General features: G+C 73.8%; 22 protein-coding genes. 10 read left to right on the forward strand and 12 right to left on the reverse strand.

Features of this window, described 5'->3' with window-relative positions; translation table 11 throughout:
- Positions 1 to 98 precede the first annotated feature (98 nt).
- Entirely contained in the window at positions 99 to 329 is a 231-nt protein-coding gene (locus GCE86_RS04240; protein WP_091263463.1) for a winged helix-turn-helix domain-containing protein, read from the reverse strand.
- A 175-nt stretch (positions 330 to 504) separates the two neighbouring features.
- Between GCE86_RS04240 and GCE86_RS04245 the strand changes: the two genes are divergently transcribed.
- Positions 505 to 708: a hypothetical protein gene (locus tag GCE86_RS04245; protein WP_154225701.1), complete on the forward strand. Its 204-nt coding sequence runs from the start codon at positions 505 to 507 to the stop codon at positions 706 to 708.
- Between the two features lie 5 nt (positions 709 to 713).
- Here the strand turns inward: GCE86_RS04245 and GCE86_RS04250 are convergent, their stop codons facing one another.
- The 3 genes from GCE86_RS04250 to GCE86_RS04260 form a co-directional block, all read right to left on the reverse strand.
- A complete protein-coding gene (locus tag GCE86_RS04250; RefSeq protein ID WP_154225702.1) occupies positions 714 to 1,034 on the reverse strand; it encodes an antibiotic biosynthesis monooxygenase family protein in 321 nt (106 codons plus the stop codon).
- A gap of 22 nt (positions 1,035 to 1,056) precedes the next feature.
- Positions 1,057 to 1,854, reverse strand: coding sequence for an exodeoxyribonuclease III (locus GCE86_RS04255; RefSeq protein ID WP_154225703.1), 798 nt, complete (start codon positions 1,852 to 1,854; stop codon positions 1,057 to 1,059).
- 174 nt (positions 1,855 to 2,028) lie between these two features.
- Positions 2,029 to 2,949 carry a proteasome assembly chaperone family protein gene (locus GCE86_RS04260; protein WP_154225704.1) on the reverse strand — a complete coding sequence of 307 codons (921 nt, stop codon included), beginning with the start codon at positions 2,947 to 2,949 and terminating at the stop codon, positions 2,029 to 2,031.
- A gap of 390 nt (positions 2,950 to 3,339) precedes the next feature.
- Here GCE86_RS04260 and GCE86_RS04265 point away from each other — a divergent pair, with 390 nt between their 5' ends.
- The 3 genes from GCE86_RS04265 (at position 3,340) to GCE86_RS04270 (ending at position 5,231) form a co-directional block, all read left to right on the forward strand.
- A complete protein-coding gene (locus tag GCE86_RS04265) occupies positions 3,340 to 4,212 on the forward strand; it encodes a peptidase M23 (protein WP_154225705.1) in 873 nt (290 codons plus the stop codon).
- Positions 4,213 to 4,306: 94 nt separating this feature from the next.
- Positions 4,307 to 4,453: a hypothetical protein gene (locus tag GCE86_RS31545; protein WP_167537026.1), complete on the forward strand. Its 147-nt coding sequence runs from the start codon at positions 4,307 to 4,309 to the stop codon at positions 4,451 to 4,453.
- A 40-nt stretch (positions 4,454 to 4,493) separates the two neighbouring features.
- Positions 4,494 to 5,231 (forward strand): EcsC family protein, encoded by a 738-nt coding sequence (locus GCE86_RS04270; RefSeq protein WP_154225706.1) that lies wholly within the window; start codon positions 4,494 to 4,496, stop codon positions 5,229 to 5,231.
- A 63-nt stretch (positions 5,232 to 5,294) separates the two neighbouring features.
- On the opposite strand, the gene GCE86_RS04275 is transcribed toward GCE86_RS04270, so the two are convergent.
- On the reverse strand, positions 5,295 to 5,900 hold the full coding sequence (locus GCE86_RS04275) for an antibiotic biosynthesis monooxygenase (protein WP_154225707.1): 606 nt from the start codon (positions 5,898 to 5,900) through the stop codon (positions 5,295 to 5,297).
- Between the two features lie 163 nt (positions 5,901 to 6,063).
- On the opposite strand from GCE86_RS04275, the gene GCE86_RS04280 reads away from it, so the two are divergent.
- Genes GCE86_RS04280 through GCE86_RS04300 form a run of 5 tightly spaced genes read left to right on the forward strand, consistent with a single transcriptional unit; the run spans position 6,064 to position 10,622 of the window.
- A complete protein-coding gene (locus GCE86_RS04280) occupies positions 6,064 to 6,318 on the forward strand; it encodes a DUF6343 family protein (protein ID WP_154225708.1) in 255 nt (84 codons plus the stop codon).
- Between the two features lie 12 nt (positions 6,319 to 6,330).
- The gene (locus tag GCE86_RS04285; RefSeq protein WP_154225709.1) at positions 6,331 to 7,743 is read left to right on the forward strand and encodes an NADP-dependent succinic semialdehyde dehydrogenase; all 1,413 of its coding nucleotides are present in this window, start codon (positions 6,331 to 6,333) and stop codon (positions 7,741 to 7,743) included.
- A 41-nt stretch (positions 7,744 to 7,784) separates the two neighbouring features.
- Positions 7,785 to 8,750 (forward strand): TIGR03885 family FMN-dependent LLM class oxidoreductase, encoded by a 966-nt coding sequence (locus tag GCE86_RS04290; RefSeq protein WP_154225710.1) that lies wholly within the window; start codon positions 7,785 to 7,787, stop codon positions 8,748 to 8,750.
- Positions 8,751 to 8,787: 37 nt separating this feature from the next.
- A complete protein-coding gene (locus GCE86_RS04295; RefSeq protein ID WP_154225711.1) occupies positions 8,788 to 10,368 on the forward strand; it encodes a Na+/H+ antiporter in 1,581 nt (526 codons plus the stop codon).
- Positions 10,365 to 10,622 (forward strand): UBP-type zinc finger domain-containing protein, encoded by a 258-nt coding sequence (locus GCE86_RS04300; RefSeq protein WP_154225712.1) that lies wholly within the window; start codon positions 10,365 to 10,367, stop codon positions 10,620 to 10,622. Before GCE86_RS04295 ends, GCE86_RS04300 begins: the two co-directional genes overlap by 4 nt.
- Positions 10,623 to 10,626: 4 nt before the next feature.
- Here the strand turns inward: GCE86_RS04300 and GCE86_RS04305 are convergent, their stop codons facing one another.
- The 3 genes from GCE86_RS04305 to GCE86_RS04315 are packed head-to-tail and all read right to left on the reverse strand — an operon-like array spanning position 10,627 to position 13,467.
- Complete coding sequence (locus GCE86_RS04305) at positions 10,627 to 11,160, reverse strand: GNAT family N-acetyltransferase (protein ID WP_154225713.1); 534 nt, start codon at positions 11,158 to 11,160, stop codon at positions 10,627 to 10,629.
- A gap of 13 nt (positions 11,161 to 11,173) precedes the next feature.
- Complete coding sequence (locus GCE86_RS04310) at positions 11,174 to 12,439, reverse strand: MFS transporter (RefSeq protein WP_154225714.1); 1,266 nt, start codon at positions 12,437 to 12,439, stop codon at positions 11,174 to 11,176.
- Positions 12,436 to 13,467 (reverse strand): serine hydrolase domain-containing protein, encoded by a 1,032-nt coding sequence (locus tag GCE86_RS04315; RefSeq protein WP_204343056.1) that lies wholly within the window; start codon positions 13,465 to 13,467, stop codon positions 12,436 to 12,438. The genes GCE86_RS04310 and GCE86_RS04315 overlap by 4 nt, the downstream gene beginning before the upstream one ends.
- A 118-nt stretch (positions 13,468 to 13,585) precedes the next feature.
- Between GCE86_RS04315 and GCE86_RS04320 the strand changes: the two genes are divergently transcribed.
- On the forward strand, positions 13,586 to 14,098 hold the full coding sequence (locus GCE86_RS04320) for a GNAT family N-acetyltransferase (RefSeq protein ID WP_244317177.1): 513 nt from the start codon (positions 13,586 to 13,588) through the stop codon (positions 14,096 to 14,098).
- A gap of 7 nt (positions 14,099 to 14,105) precedes the next feature.
- Here GCE86_RS04320 and GCE86_RS04325 read toward each other — a convergent pair whose 3' ends face one another.
- The 4 genes from GCE86_RS04325 to GCE86_RS04340 all read right to left on the reverse strand — a co-directional run bounded on the left by GCE86_RS04325 (position 14,106) and on the right by GCE86_RS04340 (position 16,442).
- The gene (locus GCE86_RS04325) at positions 14,106 to 14,417 is read right to left on the reverse strand and encodes a hypothetical protein (RefSeq protein ID WP_154225715.1); all 312 of its coding nucleotides are present in this window, start codon (positions 14,415 to 14,417) and stop codon (positions 14,106 to 14,108) included.
- Positions 14,414 to 15,634: an RNA polymerase sigma factor gene (locus tag GCE86_RS04330; protein WP_154225716.1), complete on the reverse strand. Its 1,221-nt coding sequence runs from the start codon at positions 15,632 to 15,634 to the stop codon at positions 14,414 to 14,416. The genes GCE86_RS04325 and GCE86_RS04330 overlap by 4 nt, the downstream gene beginning before the upstream one ends.
- Positions 15,634 to 15,963: a YciI family protein gene (locus tag GCE86_RS04335; RefSeq protein WP_154225717.1), complete on the reverse strand. Its 330-nt coding sequence runs from the start codon at positions 15,961 to 15,963 to the stop codon at positions 15,634 to 15,636. Before GCE86_RS04335 ends, GCE86_RS04330 begins: the two co-directional genes overlap by 1 nt.
- A 158-nt stretch (positions 15,964 to 16,121) precedes the next feature.
- A complete protein-coding gene (locus GCE86_RS04340) occupies positions 16,122 to 16,442 on the reverse strand; it encodes a DMT family transporter (protein WP_154225718.1) in 321 nt (106 codons plus the stop codon).
- Positions 16,443 to 16,477 lie beyond the last annotated feature (35 nt).

Raw genomic sequence — 16,477 nt, forward strand, 5'->3', positions numbered from 1 at the left:
ACAGAACCGGAACCGCACAACCCATCAAGATCTTGGAGACTTTCCGTCAGCCACGAACGGCAACTCGCCAAGATCCGAAGGTTCGCGCTGGCGGACAGTCAGCGGGGTGTCTGCTCGGCGACCCACAGGCCGCGGCCCTGCAGGCCGACGACCAGGCCGCGATCCTGGAGGATGATGATCGCCCGCTGCACGGTCGTGACACTGACGCTGTAGAGGTCAGCGAATTCTTTGTAGGTCGGCAGCCGTTCGCCGGGCGGGTACTCGCCGCTCCTGATGCGGGCAGCGATGTCCTCGGCCACCTCGCGATATCCGGTGGTGGGGATTGGCATGTGGAGGTTCCTTCGTTCGGCACCTCCCATCGGATCATGAGCGCCATCCGCCTTCAATACCAACATTGCCTTAGGTACTAAAGGTCTCTAAGATGTGCTGCGGCGGCTCCTTCGTTCGGCAAACGCTCGGGCCGCCCTGCCAAGCGCCACCTTGATCTGGTGAGAGGCGTCGGCCATGCTGATGGATGACGGGGAGATCACGCCCGCCGACGAGCTGTTCGCGATGCTGCGGATCATCGACACGCACTGGACGCGAGCCCTCGACCGGCCGTGGCGCGCGGGTGGCTGCCTGGAGTGCCGCGACCGGGACACCTGCCCGCAGCTCGACTGGGCCCTCACGATCATGGCCGACGTGGCGTCGACCATGTTCCAGAAGTAGGAGTCTCAGCCCTTGCCGGGGACGTGCTGCACGACCTCGAACTCCAGCAGCGTGGCCCCGGTGGCGACCGGCTTGCGGGGCTCGCCGCCCTCGCCGCCGGCGTGCGCGGCCCGGGACGGCCCCTGCGCCCACGCCTGGTACGCCTCTTCCGTCTCCCACCGGGTGTAGACGAAGTAGCGGTTCTCCCCGGCGACCGGGCGGAGCAGCTCGAAGCCGAGGAAGCCGGGGGAGTTCTCCACCGCGCCGGCCCGGGCCGCGAACCGCTTCTCCAGCTCCGCGCCGGCACCCGGCGGTACGTCGATCGCGTTGATCTTCACGACTGCCATGGTTCCACCCTAACGAGCCGGCTCAGAACGTCTCGACGGACGGCACGAGGTCGGCGTCCACCACGATGGGGGCGTGGTCGGAGGGGCCCTTGCCCTTGCGGGCCTCCCGGTCCACGTACGCCGAGGTGACCGCGCGGGCGAACGGCGCGGAGGCGTAGACCAGGTCGATCCGCATGCCCTTGTTCTGGTGGAACATGCCGGCCCGGTAGTCCCAGTAGGTGAAGGGGTGCGGGCCCTTCATGGGGGTCGGCACCACGTCGCTGAGGCCGAGGTCGCGCAGCGCGGCCAGGGCGGCCCGCTCGGGCGGGGTGACGTGGGTGGAGGTGACGAACAGCTTCGGGTCCCAGACGTCGGCGTCGGTCGGTGCGACGTTGAAGTCGCCGCAGACCGCGAGCGGCAGCCCGCCGGCCACCTCCGGCTCCAGGGCGTCCCGCAGCGCCGCGAACCAGGCCAGCTTGTAGACGTAGTGCGGGTCGTCGGGGGAGCGGCCGTTGGGCACGTACACGGACCAGACCCGCAGGCCGCCACAGGTGGCCGAGATGGCGCGGGCCTCGGGCAGCGGGAAGCCCGGCTCGCCGGGGAAGCCGACCGCCACGTCGGCCAGACCCACGCGGGACAGGATGGCCACGCCGTTCCACCGGCCGTCGCTGTGGCTGGCCGCCTCGTAGCCCAGCTCGCCCACCTCGGCGACCGGGAAGGCCCCGTCGGGGCACTTGGTCTCCTGCAGGCAGACGACGTCGGGCTTCGTGGTGGCCAGCCAGTCGAGCAGGCGGGGGAGGCGGGCCTTCACCGAGTTGACGTTCCAGGTCGCCAGGCGCATGTCTCCACCCTGCCGCATCGGCGGCCACCCCGCGCGCTCACTCCGGCGGGGTGTCGCGTCAGCGTTCCGGGGTGTCTCGCAGGATTGTGGTCCGGGTCTGCTCGGCGATCGGTCGGTCAGCGTTCCGGGGTGTCTCGCCGGATTGTGGTCCGGGTCTGCTCGGCGATCGGTCGGTCAGCGTTCCGGGGTGTCTCCGGGACGGGTCTGCTCGGCGAGGAAGCGTTCCAGTTCGGCGCCGAGTTCGTCGGCGGTGGGCAGCGGCCCGGTCTCCGGGGCCAGGAGGCTCTTCTCGCCGCGGCCGCGCGCGAACGCGTCGTACTGCTCCTCCAGGGCCTGGACCAGGGTGGCCGCCTCCTCGGTCTGCGCGACCTGGCGGTCGATCTCCACCCGCACCACCTCGGCGGCGGCGCCCAGGCCGTCGCGGGGGAGCAGCAGGCCGGTGCTGCGGGACACCGCGGCGAGCAGCGCCTCGGCGGCGGCCGGGTACTCGGTCTGGGCGACGTAGTGCGGCACGTGGGCGGCGAAGCCGAGCGCGTCGCGACCCTGCTCGCCGAGGCGGTACTCCAGCAGGTGACCGACGCTGCCGGGCACCTGGACCTTCTGGAGCCAGGGCTCGTATCCCGAGATCAGGTCCCGCCGGGTGGCGTGGGCGGTGACGCCGCTGGGCCGGGTGTGCGGGACGGCCATCGGGATCGAGTTGAGCCCGACGGTGAGCCGGACGTCGAGCCGGGTGCAGAGCGCGGCGACGGCGGCCACGAAGCGTTCCCACTGGAGATCCGGCTCGGGGCCGGTGAGCAGCAGGAACGGGGTCTCGTCGTCGTCGCGCAGCAGGTGCAGCTCCAGCGCCGGGGCGTCGTACTCGGCCCAGTGGTCCTCCACGAAGGTCATCACGGGCCGGCGGGAGCGGTAGTCGAAGAGCTGGTCGACGTCGAAGCGGGCGATGGGCCGCGACTCCAGGGAGGTCAGCAGCTGCTCCCGGGCCAGCCGGGTGGCGCTGCCGGCGTCGACGAAGCCGGTGAGCGCCTGGATCAGCACCGGTTGGCCGAGATCGGGCAGATCGTCGGTGAGTTCGTAGAGCTCGTGTGGGTCGAGCACCGGTTCGGACCTTCCTGTCGACGCGTACGGGCGGGCCGTGCGCGCACGGCTCCCCGTTCGGCCAACGTACCGGCCGTCGTGGTCCATTCCGTTACGGGCCGACTGATGATCACAATTCGGCGACGGCCCCGGATCGGCTCCCCCTCCCGGTCCGGGTGGGGATCAACCGAAAGGACGAGTTAGTCGATCACTGGGCGGCCGCGGGGAGGCTGCGAGGTTCCTGCCCGGGGCGGTGCGGGGCTGGCCGCACCGGAGGTATTCCCGGGTCGCGAGGTCCGTCACGGGCCGGCCCGCGACGGCGACGGTTGTCCGGTTTGGTGGTCGCGAACTGTGGCGAGGACCACCCGATGAGCCTGGGTGATCCCGGTTTGCCCTGTCTAGCCTCGTCGAATGCGTGACGACGGCACCCTCGACGACCAGTACGGCCCCGACGGCTCGGCTGACCGTTCGGACGATACCCCCTCGATCGTTCAGTTGACTCCTTGCACCGAGGCACCCACGGCCCGCGGTTCCCTGCGTACCCGCTTCAACGCCCTTCTGAACCCCTTCGCGGCCCGGCCCGGCCGGACGAAGATGGCCATGGCCACCGGCGCGGTCTGCTGCCTCGGCCTGGTGGGCGGCTTCACCCAGATCGGCGCCCGCCCGGCGGGCGACACCCCGAACCCGGCGGCCTCGGCCGAGATGGCCGAACGCGCGGCCGTCGACGCCGCCTCCCGCGGCCTGGCCCGCGAGAGCACCGCCCCGGCAACCCCGAGCGCCAGCCCCTCGGCCACCCCCTCCGCCACGGCGAAGCCCAAGCCGAAGGCGAAGCCCAAGCCCCGCCGGATCGTCCCGGTCGCCGGCCTGGACCAGACCCAGATGAACAACGCCAAGAAGATCGTGCAGGCCGGCCGGGAGATGGGCGTGCCGCGTCGCGGCCTGGTCATCGCGGTGGCCACCGCCATGCAGGAGAGCACCCTGCTCAACTACGCCAGCGCCGTGCTGCCCGAGTCGCAGAACTACCCGCACCAGGCCATCGGCTGGGACCACGACTCGGTCGGCCTGTTCCAGCAGCGGCCGAGCAGCGGCTGGGGCACCGTCGAGGAGCTGATGGACCCGGAGTACGCCACCAAGGCGTTCCTCTCCGCCCTGGAGGAGATCCCCGGCTGGCAGGACCTGCCGCTCACGGTCGCCGCCCAGACCGTTCAGGTCTCCGCGTTCCCCGACGCGTACGCGCAGCACGAGTGGCGCGCCAACGCGGTGGTGAAGGAGATCCTGGGCTGACCCACCTTCCCGGGTTGCCGCGGTGCGGGTCCGGGTACCAGGGACTTGCCGGTCCCGGGTACAACATGAGGGGGACCGCGGACAGGAGGACGTCATGTCACTGATGCAACGCCTCAGCGCCTTCCTGCGGTCGCCTCGCGGTCAGCAGCTGGTCGACCGTGGCCGGCGCGAGCTGGCCAAGCCGGAGAACCAGGCGAGGCTCAAGCAGCTCGCCACCCGGCTGTCGTCCCGCCCGCGCTGACCGCCCCCGCCCCCGCTGCACCGACCCCCGGGAGCCCCTCGTGACCGACCCCGCCCCCGTCGACGGCGAACCCACCCTTCCCCCGAAGCCGGCCGCGCCGGTGGAGGCGCCCGAGGCGCCACCGGCCCGGCTCTGGGACCGGATGCGGGACGACCCGCAGTACGCGCCGGAGCACCTGGCCCTGGAGGCGGTGCGCCGGCTGGGGCCGGAGGCGGCGCAGTGGGCCGAGCGGGAGCGGGCGCAGCGGCCGGACGTCCCCACCGACGAGCTGGCCGACCAGGCGGTGCGCAAGTTCGTCAACCACGCCCGGCTCTCCGGGGCGGTCTCCGGGGCGGCCGGGTTGCCCGGCGCGGTGATCGACGTGGGCGTGCTGGCCTGGACCCAGGCCCGGCTCGTGCTGCACGTGGCCGCCGCGTACGGGGTCGACCCGGTCCACCCCGACCGGGCCACCGACCTGCTCGTGCTCCAGCGGGTGCACAAGGTCGCCGAGAGCGCCCGCCTCGCTCTCGGGGTGGCCGCCGGCCGGGAACGGGCCGGCGCGCTGTTCGGGATGGGCGGGCAGAACCCGCTGGGCCGGGTGATGCTCCAGCTCGGCGTCCGGCTGGCCCGGATGGCCGGGGTGCGTGCCGCCAAGCGGGTGTTCGCCAAGGTGATCCCCGGCGCCGCGATCATCCTGGGCACCTGGGCCAACTCGTCGGCCACCAGGGACCTCGCCGACCGGGCCCGCGCCCTCTACCGGGGTGGCCCGCGCCAACTGCCCGGCCCGCGCCGGCCCTGACCGCGGCGGGGACCGGGTCGGCGCGGTCGCGTACCGCCGCCCTCGCCCCTCGGTGAACCGGCGTCAGCGTCGCCAGGGCGCCGGCTGGCCGTGCAGCCACCACTGCAGCGCCCGGGTGATCCGGGGCAGCACCAGGTACGTCATGAGCGGCGTCAGGCAGAGCGTCATGAGCAGCGTCCGCGCCGCCAGCGGCACGTCGGCGAGGAACCGCGCGGTGAGCAGGGTGGCGGTGAGGCTGAGCGGGAAGAACGCCAGCCAGATGGTGACCGCCTGCTTCCACCGCGGCGGGGCCGCCGGCGTGGCCGGCTCGGCGTCGCCGGCCGCGAACGTCTCGACCACGTGGTCCACCGGCGGATCGAACCAGCCCTCGATGCCGGTGCGGCGCTCGACGCGGGTGTGCTCGACGATGCCCTGCGCCGAGGTGAGCCACCAGTGCCGCTGCGGGGAGTCCTCCCAGCCGCGCAGCGTGTCCTGGTTCGCGAAGCGGTACATGACGTGCCACTCGGGCGACCCCGGCGCGCTGCGGACGAAGCCGGCACCCAGGAAGCCCGGGAAGCTCTCGGCCAACGCCGTACCGGCCCGGATCCACGCCACCATCTCGTCGGTGCGCGCCGGGTCGGCGCGCCGCGAGACGGCGACGGTCACCGGCACCGCGTGCGTCGTGGTCATGTCCGTCCTTTCCGCCGCCGTCGGGATCTCCGCCGGTCGCCGCAGACCGGTGTAACGCACCGTCCGCTCGGGCGCATCCGCCGAGTACCCGCCTGGTGTCCGGGATCACCGGCCGCGCGGGGAGAGCCGGTTAGCCCGCGCCGTGCGGGGGTAGCCCGGGGGAATGACGCGATCACAGCCCCGCCGCCGGGTCAACGCCGCGTACAGCGCGCTGAACCTGCGGCTTGTGCTCGCCCTCTTCGGCCTGGTCACCATGACCGTCTTCGCGGTGCTCGCGTTCGCCGCCGGCGTGACCTGGCTGGGCGTTGTCTGCGCGATCCTCGCCGCGGTGGCCGTGGTCGACCTGGTCGTCATCCAGCGCCGCCGCGCCGCGCGCCACCGGGAGGAGCCGGGCGCGCGGCACTCGCTGTTCGAGTGACAGGAGTACGACATGCCCATCGCCACCACCAATCCCGCCACCGGACAGGTGCTCAAGACGTACGACCCGATGTCGGACGAGCAGATCGACGCGGCCATCGAGCGCGCCGACCTGGCCTTCCGGCAGTTGCACGGGACCACGATCGCCGAGCGGGGCCGGTGGATGATCGCCGCGGCCGACCTGCTGGAGGCCGAGCGGGACGAGACCGCGCGGCTCATGACCACCGAGATGGGCAAGACGTACGCCGCGGCCAAGGCGGAGGTCACCAAGTGCGCCATCGCCTGCCGCTTCTACGCCGACAACGCCCCGCGGATGCTCGCCGACGAGCCCGCCGACGCCGCCGCGGTCAAGGCCAAGCGGGCGTACGTCCGCCACCAGCCGATCGGCCCGGTGCTCGCCGTGATGCCGTGGAACTTCCCGCTCTGGCAGGTGATGCGGTTCGCCGCGCCGGCCCTCATGGCCGGCAACACCGGGCTGCTCAAGCACGCCTCCAACGTCCCGCAGACGGCCCTCTACCTGGAGGAGCTGTTCCGCCGCGCCGGCTTCCCCGAGGGCGCGTTCACCACCCTGCTGGTCGGCTCCGACGCGGTGGACCGGATCCTCAGCGACCCCCGGGTCCGCGCCGCCACGCTCACCGGCAGCGAGCGGGCCGGCCGCTCGATCGCCCAGATCGCCGGGCGGGAACTCAAGAAGACAGTGCTGGAATTGGGCGGCAGCGACCCGTTCGTGGTGATGCCCTCGGCCGACCTGGACAAGGCCGCCGAGGTGGCCACCACCGCCCGCTGCCAGAACAACGGCCAGTCCTGCATCGCCGCCAAGCGGTTCATCGTCCACACCGACGTCTTCGACGCCTTCGCCGAGAAGTTCGCCGCCCGGATGTCGGCGCTGCGCGTCGGCGACCCGATGGACGGGAACACCGACGTCGGCCCGCTGGCCAGCGAGGGCGGCCGGGACGAGATCCACGCCCAGGTGCAGGACGCGGTCGACAACGGCGCCACCGTGCTGTGCGGCGGCGAGAAGCCCTCCGGAGAGGGCTGGTACTACCCGCCGACCGTGGTCACCGACCTGCGGCCCGGCATGCGGATGTGGTCCGAGGAGGTGTTCGGCCCCGTGGCCGGCCTCTACCGGGTCGGCTCCTACGAGGAGGCCATCGAGGTCGCCAACGGCACCAACTTCGGCCTCGGCTCCAACGCCTGGACCAGCGACCCCGCCGAGCAGGAGCGCTTCGCCGTCGACCTGGACGCCGGCAACGTCTTCATCAACGGCATGACCACGTCCTATCCGGAGCTGCCGTTCGGCGGCGTGAAGAACTCCGGGTACGGGCGCGAGCTGTCCGCCGTGGGCATGCGCGAGTTCTGCAACACCAAGACCGTCTGGGTCGGTAAGGGGGAGGCCGGCGCCGGCGCCGGGTCGCACTCCGAGTAGTCGCGATTGGCCGGACGCCGTCATGGGTAGGACATCCGCCCATGACGGTGTTCGGCTTCCACGCGTCCCACGAGCAGATCCACCCGGCCAAGCTGCTGGCGGCGGTGACCCACGCCGAACGGGCCGGCTTCGACGCCGCCATGTCGTCGGACCACTTCTCGCCGTGGAGCGCCCGGCAGGGCCACTCCGGCTTCGCCTGGTCCTGGCTCGGCGCCGCCCTCCAGGCCACCAACCTGCCGTTCGGCGTGGTCAACGCGCCCGGCCAGCGCTACCACCCGGCCATCATCGCGCAGGCCATCGGCACCCTCGCCGCCATGTACCCGGGCCGGTTCTGGGCCGCCCTCGGCACCGGCGAGGCGAGCAACGAGCACATCACCGGCGGCGGCTGGCCGCGCAAGGACGTCCGCGCCGCCCGGCTGCGGGAGTGCGTGGACGTGATCCGGGCGCTGCTCGCCGGCGAGGAGGTCAGCCACGACGGCCTGGTCACCGTCGACCGGGCGAAGCTGTGGACCCGGCCCGAGCAGCCGCCCGCCCTGATCGGCGCGGCCGTCAGCGTCGAGACCGCCCGGTGGTGCGCCGAGTGGGCCGACGGCCTCATCACGGTCAACGCGCCGGTGGCGCACCTGCGGCGGATGATCGACGCCTACCGGGACGCCGGCGGGCGCGGGCCGCTGCACCTCCAGGTGCACGTGAGCTGGGCGCCCGACCAGGCCGAGGCCGAGGCCGTCGCGTACGACCAGTGGCGCAGCAACGTCTTCGCCCCGCCGGTCTGCTGGGACCTGGAACTGGCCGACCACTTCGACGCGGTCAGCGAGGACGTGCCGCTGGAGAAGGTCACCTCGGTGGTCAACGTCTCCGCCGACCTCGGCCGCCACGTCGGCTGGCTGGAGGAGTACGTGGCGCTGGGCTTCGACCAGATCGCCCTGCACCACGTCGGGCAGGAGCAGCGCGCGTTCATCGACACGTTCGGCACCGAGGTGCTGCCGAAGCTGCGTACCGCCTCGTGATCACGCCGCGGCCCCGGGCCGCCTAGGCTCGTACCCCATGGAAGCTCTGATCGAGGTCGTGGTCTTTCTCGCGATCGCGACCTTCGGCGCGGCGCTGGCCCGCCGGCTCGGCCTGCTGGCGCCGATCCTGCTGGTCGTGCTCGGCCTCGGCCTGTCCTTCGTGCCCGGCTTCCCGGAGGTGCGCCTCGACCCGGAACTGGTGCTGGTGGGCATCCTGCCGCCGCTGCTCTACGTGGCCGCACTGAAGACGTCGGTCCCGGCGTTCCGGCTGAACCTCCGGCCGATCCTGCTGCTCGCCGTCGGGCTGGTGCTCTTCACCGCGTTCGTGGTCGGCACCGTCGTCCACCTGATCCTGCCCGGCGTGCCGTACTCGATCTGCCTGGCCCTCGGCGCGGTCGTGGCGCCGCCGGACGCGATCGCCGCCACCGCGGTGGCCCGGCGGGTGGGCCTGCCCCGCCGGGTCGTGACGATCCTGGAGGGCGAGAGCCTCGTCAATGACGCCACGGCGCTGGTGCTGCTGCGGGTGGCGGTCGCCGCGGCCACCGCGGCCGGCGGTCACGTCGGGGTCGGCGCGGTCGCCCGCGAGGTGCTCGTGTCGGCCGGCGGCGGCGTCCTCGTCGGGCTGCTCGGCGTGGTGGTCTTCGGCGCCCTGCACAAGCGGATCACCGATCCCGTGCTGGACAACGCGCTGTCGCTGATCGTGCCGTTCGCGGTGGTCTTCGCCGCCGAGGAGATCCACGCCTCCGGCGTGGTCGCCGTGGTGGTGACCGGGCTCGGCATCGGGCACAAGCAACCGCTGCTCATGTCGGCCGCCTCCCGGCTCCAGGTGGGCGCGTTCTGGCGGCTCATCCAGTTCCTGCTGGAGGGGCTGGTGTTCCTGCTGGTCGGCCTGCAACTGCCCGAGGTGCTCCGCGACCTGGACGAGCCGGCCGGCCGGCTCGTCGGGGTCACCGCCGCGGTGCTGGCCGCCGTCGTGCTGGCCCGGTTCGTCTGGCTCCTTCCGGCCACCTACCTGGGCCGGCTGGTGCCCCGGGCACGCCGCCGGGAGACGTCGACGCCGGTGCAGGTCCCCCTCGTCATCGGCTGGGCCGGGATGCGCGGCGTGGTCACCCTCGCCGCCGCGCTCGCGCTGCCGCTCACCCTGGCCGACGACCGGGCCTACCCGCGGCAGCTGTTCATCTGGCTGGCGTTCGCCGTCATCGTGGTGACCCTGGTCGCGCAGGGCGCCACCCTGCCGGCCGTGGCCCGCGCGGCGAAACTGCCGCCGGACGACCCGGTGCAGGACGCGCTCTCCGCCGCCGCCGTGCAGCAGCAGGCCAGCCGGGCCGCCCGGGACCGGCTGGAGGAACTCGCCGGCGGGGCCCCGGACGCCGTCGTGGAACGGCTGCGCGGGCTGGTGCAGAGCCGCACCAACCTGGCGTGGGAACGGCTCGGGGGCGAGGAGCGGGAGACCCCCTCCCGGGCGTACGGTCGGTTGCGGCAGGAGATGATCGACGCGGAGCGGGAGGTGTTCCGGGCCGCGCGCGACTCCGGGAAGATCCCGGAGGAGGTGCTGGTCCGCGCCTACCGCGACCTGGACCTGGAGGAGTCGTTGCTGCGACAGGAGGCCGACGAGTGAGCTGTGCACACCTGACCGAGGCGGGCGACGCCGAGTTCGCGACCACGACCGAGTGCCCGGACTGCGTGGCCATCGGCAACGACGACTGGGTGCACCTGCGGGGGTGCCTCACCTGCGGGCACGTGGGCTGCTGCGACTCCTCGCCCTACCAGCACGCGACGAAGCACTTCGAGGCCACCGGGCACCCCGTGATGCGCTCGGTCCAGCCCGGCGAGGCCTGGCGGTGGTGCTTCGTCGACGAGGAGATCGGCTGACCGCTCAGCCGAGGCGGCGTTCCAGCACCTGCCCCGGCCACGGCTCGCGGCCCGGCCGCTCGACCGTGAACCGGTCCGTCGCGGTGAAGCCGCAGCCCTCGTAGAACCGGACCAGCGCCCGGTCGTCCCCGCCGTAGCAGTCCACCCGCAGCAGCCCCAGGCCGCGCTCCCGGGCCAGCTCCGCGGCGTACGCGAGCAGGCGCGCCCCGATCCCGTGACCCGCGTACGCCCGGTCGGTCACCAGCAGGTTGACGAACAGCTCGGGCTCGGTGGCCGGCGGCACGTACGCGGTGGCCGACCCCACCACGAGGGCGCCCACCGCGGTGTCGCCGACCATCGCCAGCCACAGCCCGCCGCCGGTCGCCCACGCGTCGGCCTGGGCGATGCGGCGCGGGTCGGCCGACGCGGGCTCGGTGCCCCACTGGCCGGTCCGGCCGCGCGCCACCAGCCAGGCGGTGGCGCTGTCGAGCAGCCGCAGCACGGCGGTGGCGTCGTCCGGGCCGCCGGGGCGGATGGCGATGGTCTGCTGATCCGTCATGCCGGTCATGCTCCTACACCGGCGCGGCGGGACGATCGCCGGTCACCGGCCGGGCCGGCCGCCGGTTCGCCAGCGCCCACCGGGTCAGCGCGGGGGTGGCCAGGCCGACGCCGGAGAAGACCGCCCCGACCGCGAGCCAGCCCGGCACGCCGCCGCCGAGCACCAGCAGCGTGAGCAGAGCCGGACCGAGCGCCCGGGCCAGGCCCGCCAGCATGCCGTCCACCCCCTGGTACGCGCCGATCGCGTCCGGCGGGGCCAGGTCGTACGCGAGACCCGCCCCGGCGGTGCCGTGCCAGAGGTCGCCGAACGTGTAGACCACGGTCGCGGCCAGCAGAACGGCGACCGACGCCGCGGGCGGCAGGCCGGCCGTGGATGCGTACAGCAGCATCGCCGTGGCCAGCACCAGCCCGGCGCGGCGCATCGACCGGGCGGCGCGCGTGGCGTCGTCGGCGCCGCGGGCGAGGCGTACCGCGAGCAGCACGGTGAGCACGGTGTTCGTCAGCAGCACCGCCGACACCACCGGCGGTGGCGCGCCCGCCCGGGTCACCGTCCACAGCGGCACCACGAGCGCGAGCACCGTCCAGTGCAGCGCCAGCACGGCCGACGCGCCGCTGACAGCGAGGAAACGGACGTCCCGCAACGCGGCACCCGGCCGGCGCGGACCGCCGGAAACCTTTCCCCCGCCCGCCGGCGGGTAGGCCGGCAGCCGGAGCAGCAGGGCCGCCGACAGCAGGTAGGTGAGCGCGTTGCCGGCCACCAGCACCTGGTACGCCAGGTGGCTGTCCGCCGCCAGCGCCAACCCGGCCAGCCCGGCCCCCACGGCGATGCCCAGGTTCGCGACCGCACGCAGGGTGGCGAACGCGTGGACGCGGCCCTGCGGTCCGGCGACCGCGGCGACCAGGGCCGCGCGGACCGCCAGGTTGCCGGAGGCGAGCAGCATCTCGAGGATCGCCACCGTGAGGAACACCGGGAAGGAGTCGACCAGCAGGTACGCCGCGGCGGCGAAGCCCTGACCCAACTGGACGAGCGCGCGGAGCGTACGGGGATCCCGCCGGTCGGCCAGCGCGCCCAGCGGCACGCTGGCGGTCAGCCCGACCAGGCCGGCGAGGGTGAGGCCGGCACCGACCGCGGCGGGGGAGAGCCCGACGTCCCGGGTCAGGTAGAGCGCGCCGCCGGTGAGCCAGAGTCCCGAGCCGACGGTGTTGGCCAACGTGGCCAGGGAGAGCGTACGGAGCCGCCCGGGCGGCGGGATCGGCGAGACGCGGGACCAGCGGCTCATTGCGTCACGGGCGGCACGGCCCGGGACACCTCGGTGAGCAGCTCGGCGACCCGGTCGCCCCAGTGCGAGGCGACCACCAGCTCCCGGTCGGGGTCCACCCAGAGCAGGTGCCGGCCGCCGTTCCCGCGGGCGCAGCGCCCCGTCGGTGGCGCGCCGGGCTGCACCCTCCCGGAGTCGTTGCGCCACCAGAGGTAGCCGTAGTCGGGGTTCAGCGGGCACGGCGACCAGGCCCGCCGGATCCACTCGGCGCTGAGCAGGCGGCGGCCCTGCCACGTGCCGCCCGTCCGGTGGACCTCGCCGAGCAGGGCCAGGTCGGCGGCGGAGATCCAGAGCCCGCCGCCCCAGTGCGCCCCGCCGCTCACCACCGGCACCCGGACGCCGTCGATGTCGACGGCCGCGCCCGCGTACCCGTGCCAGGACCAGGACGAGGAGGCGCCGAGCGGGTCGAGCACGGCCTCGCGCAGCACCTCGCCGAGCGGGCGGCGGAACAGCAGGGTCAGCGCCAGGCAGAGCAGGTTGACCCGCACGTCGTTGTACGCCCAGCCGGTGCCCGGCGCGCCCTCCCGCTCGAAGCCCTCCCGGCGGCTCTGCGCGTCCACCGCGGTCGGCTTGCCCCACAGCTCGCCGGTCCAGCCGCTGGTCTGCTGGAGCAGGTGCGCCCAGGTGATCCCGTCGACCCCGAGGCCGGCGAGGAACGGGTGGTCGACGGTGTCCCGCACCGGCGTGTCCGGGTCGAGCAGGCCCCGGTCGAAGGCGACACCGGCGACGGTGGCGACGACCGCCTTGGTGCCGCTGAACAGCATCTCCGGCGTCGCCGGGTCGCCCCAGGTGGCGAGCACCTCGCCCCGGTGCCGGATCACGCCGCTCGCCCCGGTGCCGGGCAGCAGCGGTCCGGTCACCTCGCGGTGTGACTCGTCGGCCACCTGCGCGGCCAGGTAACGCTGCATGTCCTCGATGCCCTCGGTCACCCGGGCGGCCTGCCGGGCGACGGCGGCCCGCACCGCGCCGAGATCCACGTCGACGATCATGGCCTCGACCCTAGGCAGGGCGTCGCCCGGCCGGCCGTCCCGAACCGGGCGACCCCCGTCACACCGGCGGGCGGTAATCCGCTCGCTCAGGTGGGCCGGCTAGGCCAGGGTCGGGGCCGTGACGCGCAGCAGGACCGCCCGGGCCGACGAGTTGACCGAGGTGCAGCGGATCGAGGTGGCCTCCGGCGCCCCGTTCCGGGAGATCGGCATGACCGACGTCGCCGACATGCCACCACTGCCGCTGGACGTGCTGGCCGCCGCCCAGCGCGACGGGCGCGTCCGGGTGGCGGTCGACGGCGCCGACCGGCCGGTCGCCTTCGCGGTGCTCGACCTGGTCGACGGCTGCGCACACGTCCAGCAGCTCAGCGTCGACCCGGCGTACGCCCGGCGGGGGATCGGGCGGGGTCTGCTCGACGAGGCGGCGGGGTGGGCCGCCGGGGCGGGACTGCCGGCGCTGACCCTGACCACGTTCCGCAGCGTGCCGTGGAATGGGCCGTACTACGCCCGCTGCGGGTTCCGCGAGCTGACCGGGGTCGAGGTGACCCCGGGGCTGGCCGGGCTGCTGGCCACCGAGGCCGCGCTCGGGCTGGACCCGGCCGACCGCGTCGCCATGCGCCGACCGGTCGACTGACCCCGCCTCAGCGGGGACCGGGGCGCGCGCCGCCGTACAGGTGCAGCGGGCCGAGCACTGGCAGCCGGTCGACCACCGCCAGGCCGTCGCGCCACTCGATCCACAGTCCCGCCTCATGCACCGCCGACGTCCCCTCCCGTGACTCCTCGACGGGCCGGTAGCCGGTGGCCTCGTCCCGCAACACCTCGTGCACGACGAGCCCGCCGGGCGGGAGCGGCGGCAGCGCGTACCCCTGAGGAACTCTGCCCCGGACGGTGGCCGCGGCGGCGTCCCGGCTGGTCCAGCGCACCCGGATCCGCTGGACCACCAGGCCACTCACGGTCGGGCCAGTTGGTCGCGGCGGCGGGTGAGGTACGCCGTCTCGGCGGTGTTGCCGGCCAGCTCGATGGCCCGGTCGTACGCCGCCCGCGACTCCTCGCTGCGGCCCAGCCGGCGCAGCAGGTCCGCCCGGGTGGCGTGGTAGGCGTGGTAGCCGGCCAGCGGCAGACCGTCCACCTGAGCCAGGGCGACCTCCGGGCCGTCCAGCTCGGCGACCGCGACGGCCCGGTTGAGCCGCACGATCGGCGAGGGGTCGAGGCGGGCCAGCTGGTCGTAGAGCGCGACGATCTGCGACCAGTCGGTGTCGCGGACGTCGGGGGCGTCGGTGTGGACGGCGTTGATCGCGGCGAGGATCTGGTAGCGCCCCGGCGCCTGGCCGGTGGCGAGGCGCGCGCGGACCAGGGCGTGACCCTCGGCGATCAGCTCACGGTCCCACGCGCCGCGGTCCTGCTCGCCGAGGGCGACCAGCTCACCGCTCGCCGACACCCGCGCGGTGCGGCGCGCCTCGGTGAGGAGCATCAGCGCCAGGAGCCCGGCCGCCTCACCGTCCGCCGGCAGCAGGGCTCGGACCAGCCGGGTCAGCCGGATGGCCTCGGCGGTCAGATCGCTGCGGACCGCCGCCTGCCCGGGGTCGGAGGCCAGGTAGCCCTCGTTGAAGATCAGGTAGAGAACGGCGAGCACCCCGGTGACCCGGGCCGGCAGATCCTCGCGCAACGGCACGCCGTAGGGGATCCTCGCCGCCCTGATCTTCTCCTTGGCGCGGGTGATCCGCCGCCCCATGGCGGACTCCTGGACCAGGAACGCGCGGGCGATCTCGGGCACGGTGAGCCCGCCGACCAGCCGCAGGGTCAGCGCGATCCGCGCCTCCATGGCGAGGGCGGGGTGGCAGCAGGTGAAGACGAGGCGGAGCCGGTCGTCGTCGATGGCGCCGAGCGGCTCGGGGGTGTCGGCCAGCATCAACGCCTCCCGGTGCCGTTCCTCGCGCTTGACCTCCCGGCGGAGGCGGTCGATGGCCCTGCGGTGGGCGGTCGTGGTGAGCCAGGCGCCGGGATTCGGCGGGACGCCGTCGACCGGCCAGCGCTCGACGGCGGTCGCGAACGCCTCGGCGGCCATCTCCTCGGCGACGTCGAGGTCCCCGAGGCGCCGGGCCAGGGTGGCGACCACCCGGGCCCACTCCTCGCGGTGGACCCGGGCGAGCACCGCGCCGACGTCGGTCATCAACCCGCGAACGGCCGGAGCTCGACCCTCCGGTTGCAGTGCTTCGACCCGAGGGCGGCGAGCCGGAGCGCCACGTCGAGGTGGGGCGCTTCGACGATCCAGAAGCCGACGACGTGCTCCTTCGACTCCACGTAGGGACCGTCGGTGAACACCGGCTCGCCGTCCCGGCCGTCCACCACGGTGGCCGTGTCCGGCGACGTGAGACCGCCGGCGAAGACCCAGTGGCCGTCGGCCTGCAGCTGTTCGTTGAAGACGTCGATCGCGGCCATCTCCTCCGCGGTGGCGAGGGCGGACGTGTCGTTCAGAACGGACATCAGGTACTGCGCCATCGGGATCATCTCCTGTCGTCGGGTGGCCGCCCGCTCGGGCCGCCGTTCACCCCTGCTACGAACGTCGCCGCCCCGATCCGACACGCGCCGCCGGACTCAGTGTGCCCCCTGCGGTTCGACAAGCCGACGCCCGCGATCACCAGCACCGGAACGCCGAGTCAGTGCGCGCCGCCGAGGTTGAGCACCACCACCCCGGCGATCACCAACCCCGCCCCGAGCACCTTCGCCACATTCAGCGGCTCGCCGAGGAACACCGCCCCGATCGCCATGATCGCCGCCGTCCCCAACCCCGACCACACCGCGTACGCGACGCCGACCGGGATGTCCTTCACGGTCAGGGAGAGCAGCCCGAACGACGACAGGTAGGCGACCGCCACCGCGAGCGTCGGCCAGAGCCGGCTGAAGCCGTCGGTCGCCTTGAGCAGGCTCGTACCGATCACCTCAGCCGCGATCGCACCAAGCAGGAGAAGATACGCCATCCCCGGACGCTACCGAACCCCGCGGCCCCCGCGGC

It is taken from the genome of Micromonospora terminaliae (assembly GCF_009671205.1).
GTDB lineage: Bacteria > Actinomycetota > Actinomycetes > Mycobacteriales > Micromonosporaceae > Micromonospora > Micromonospora terminaliae.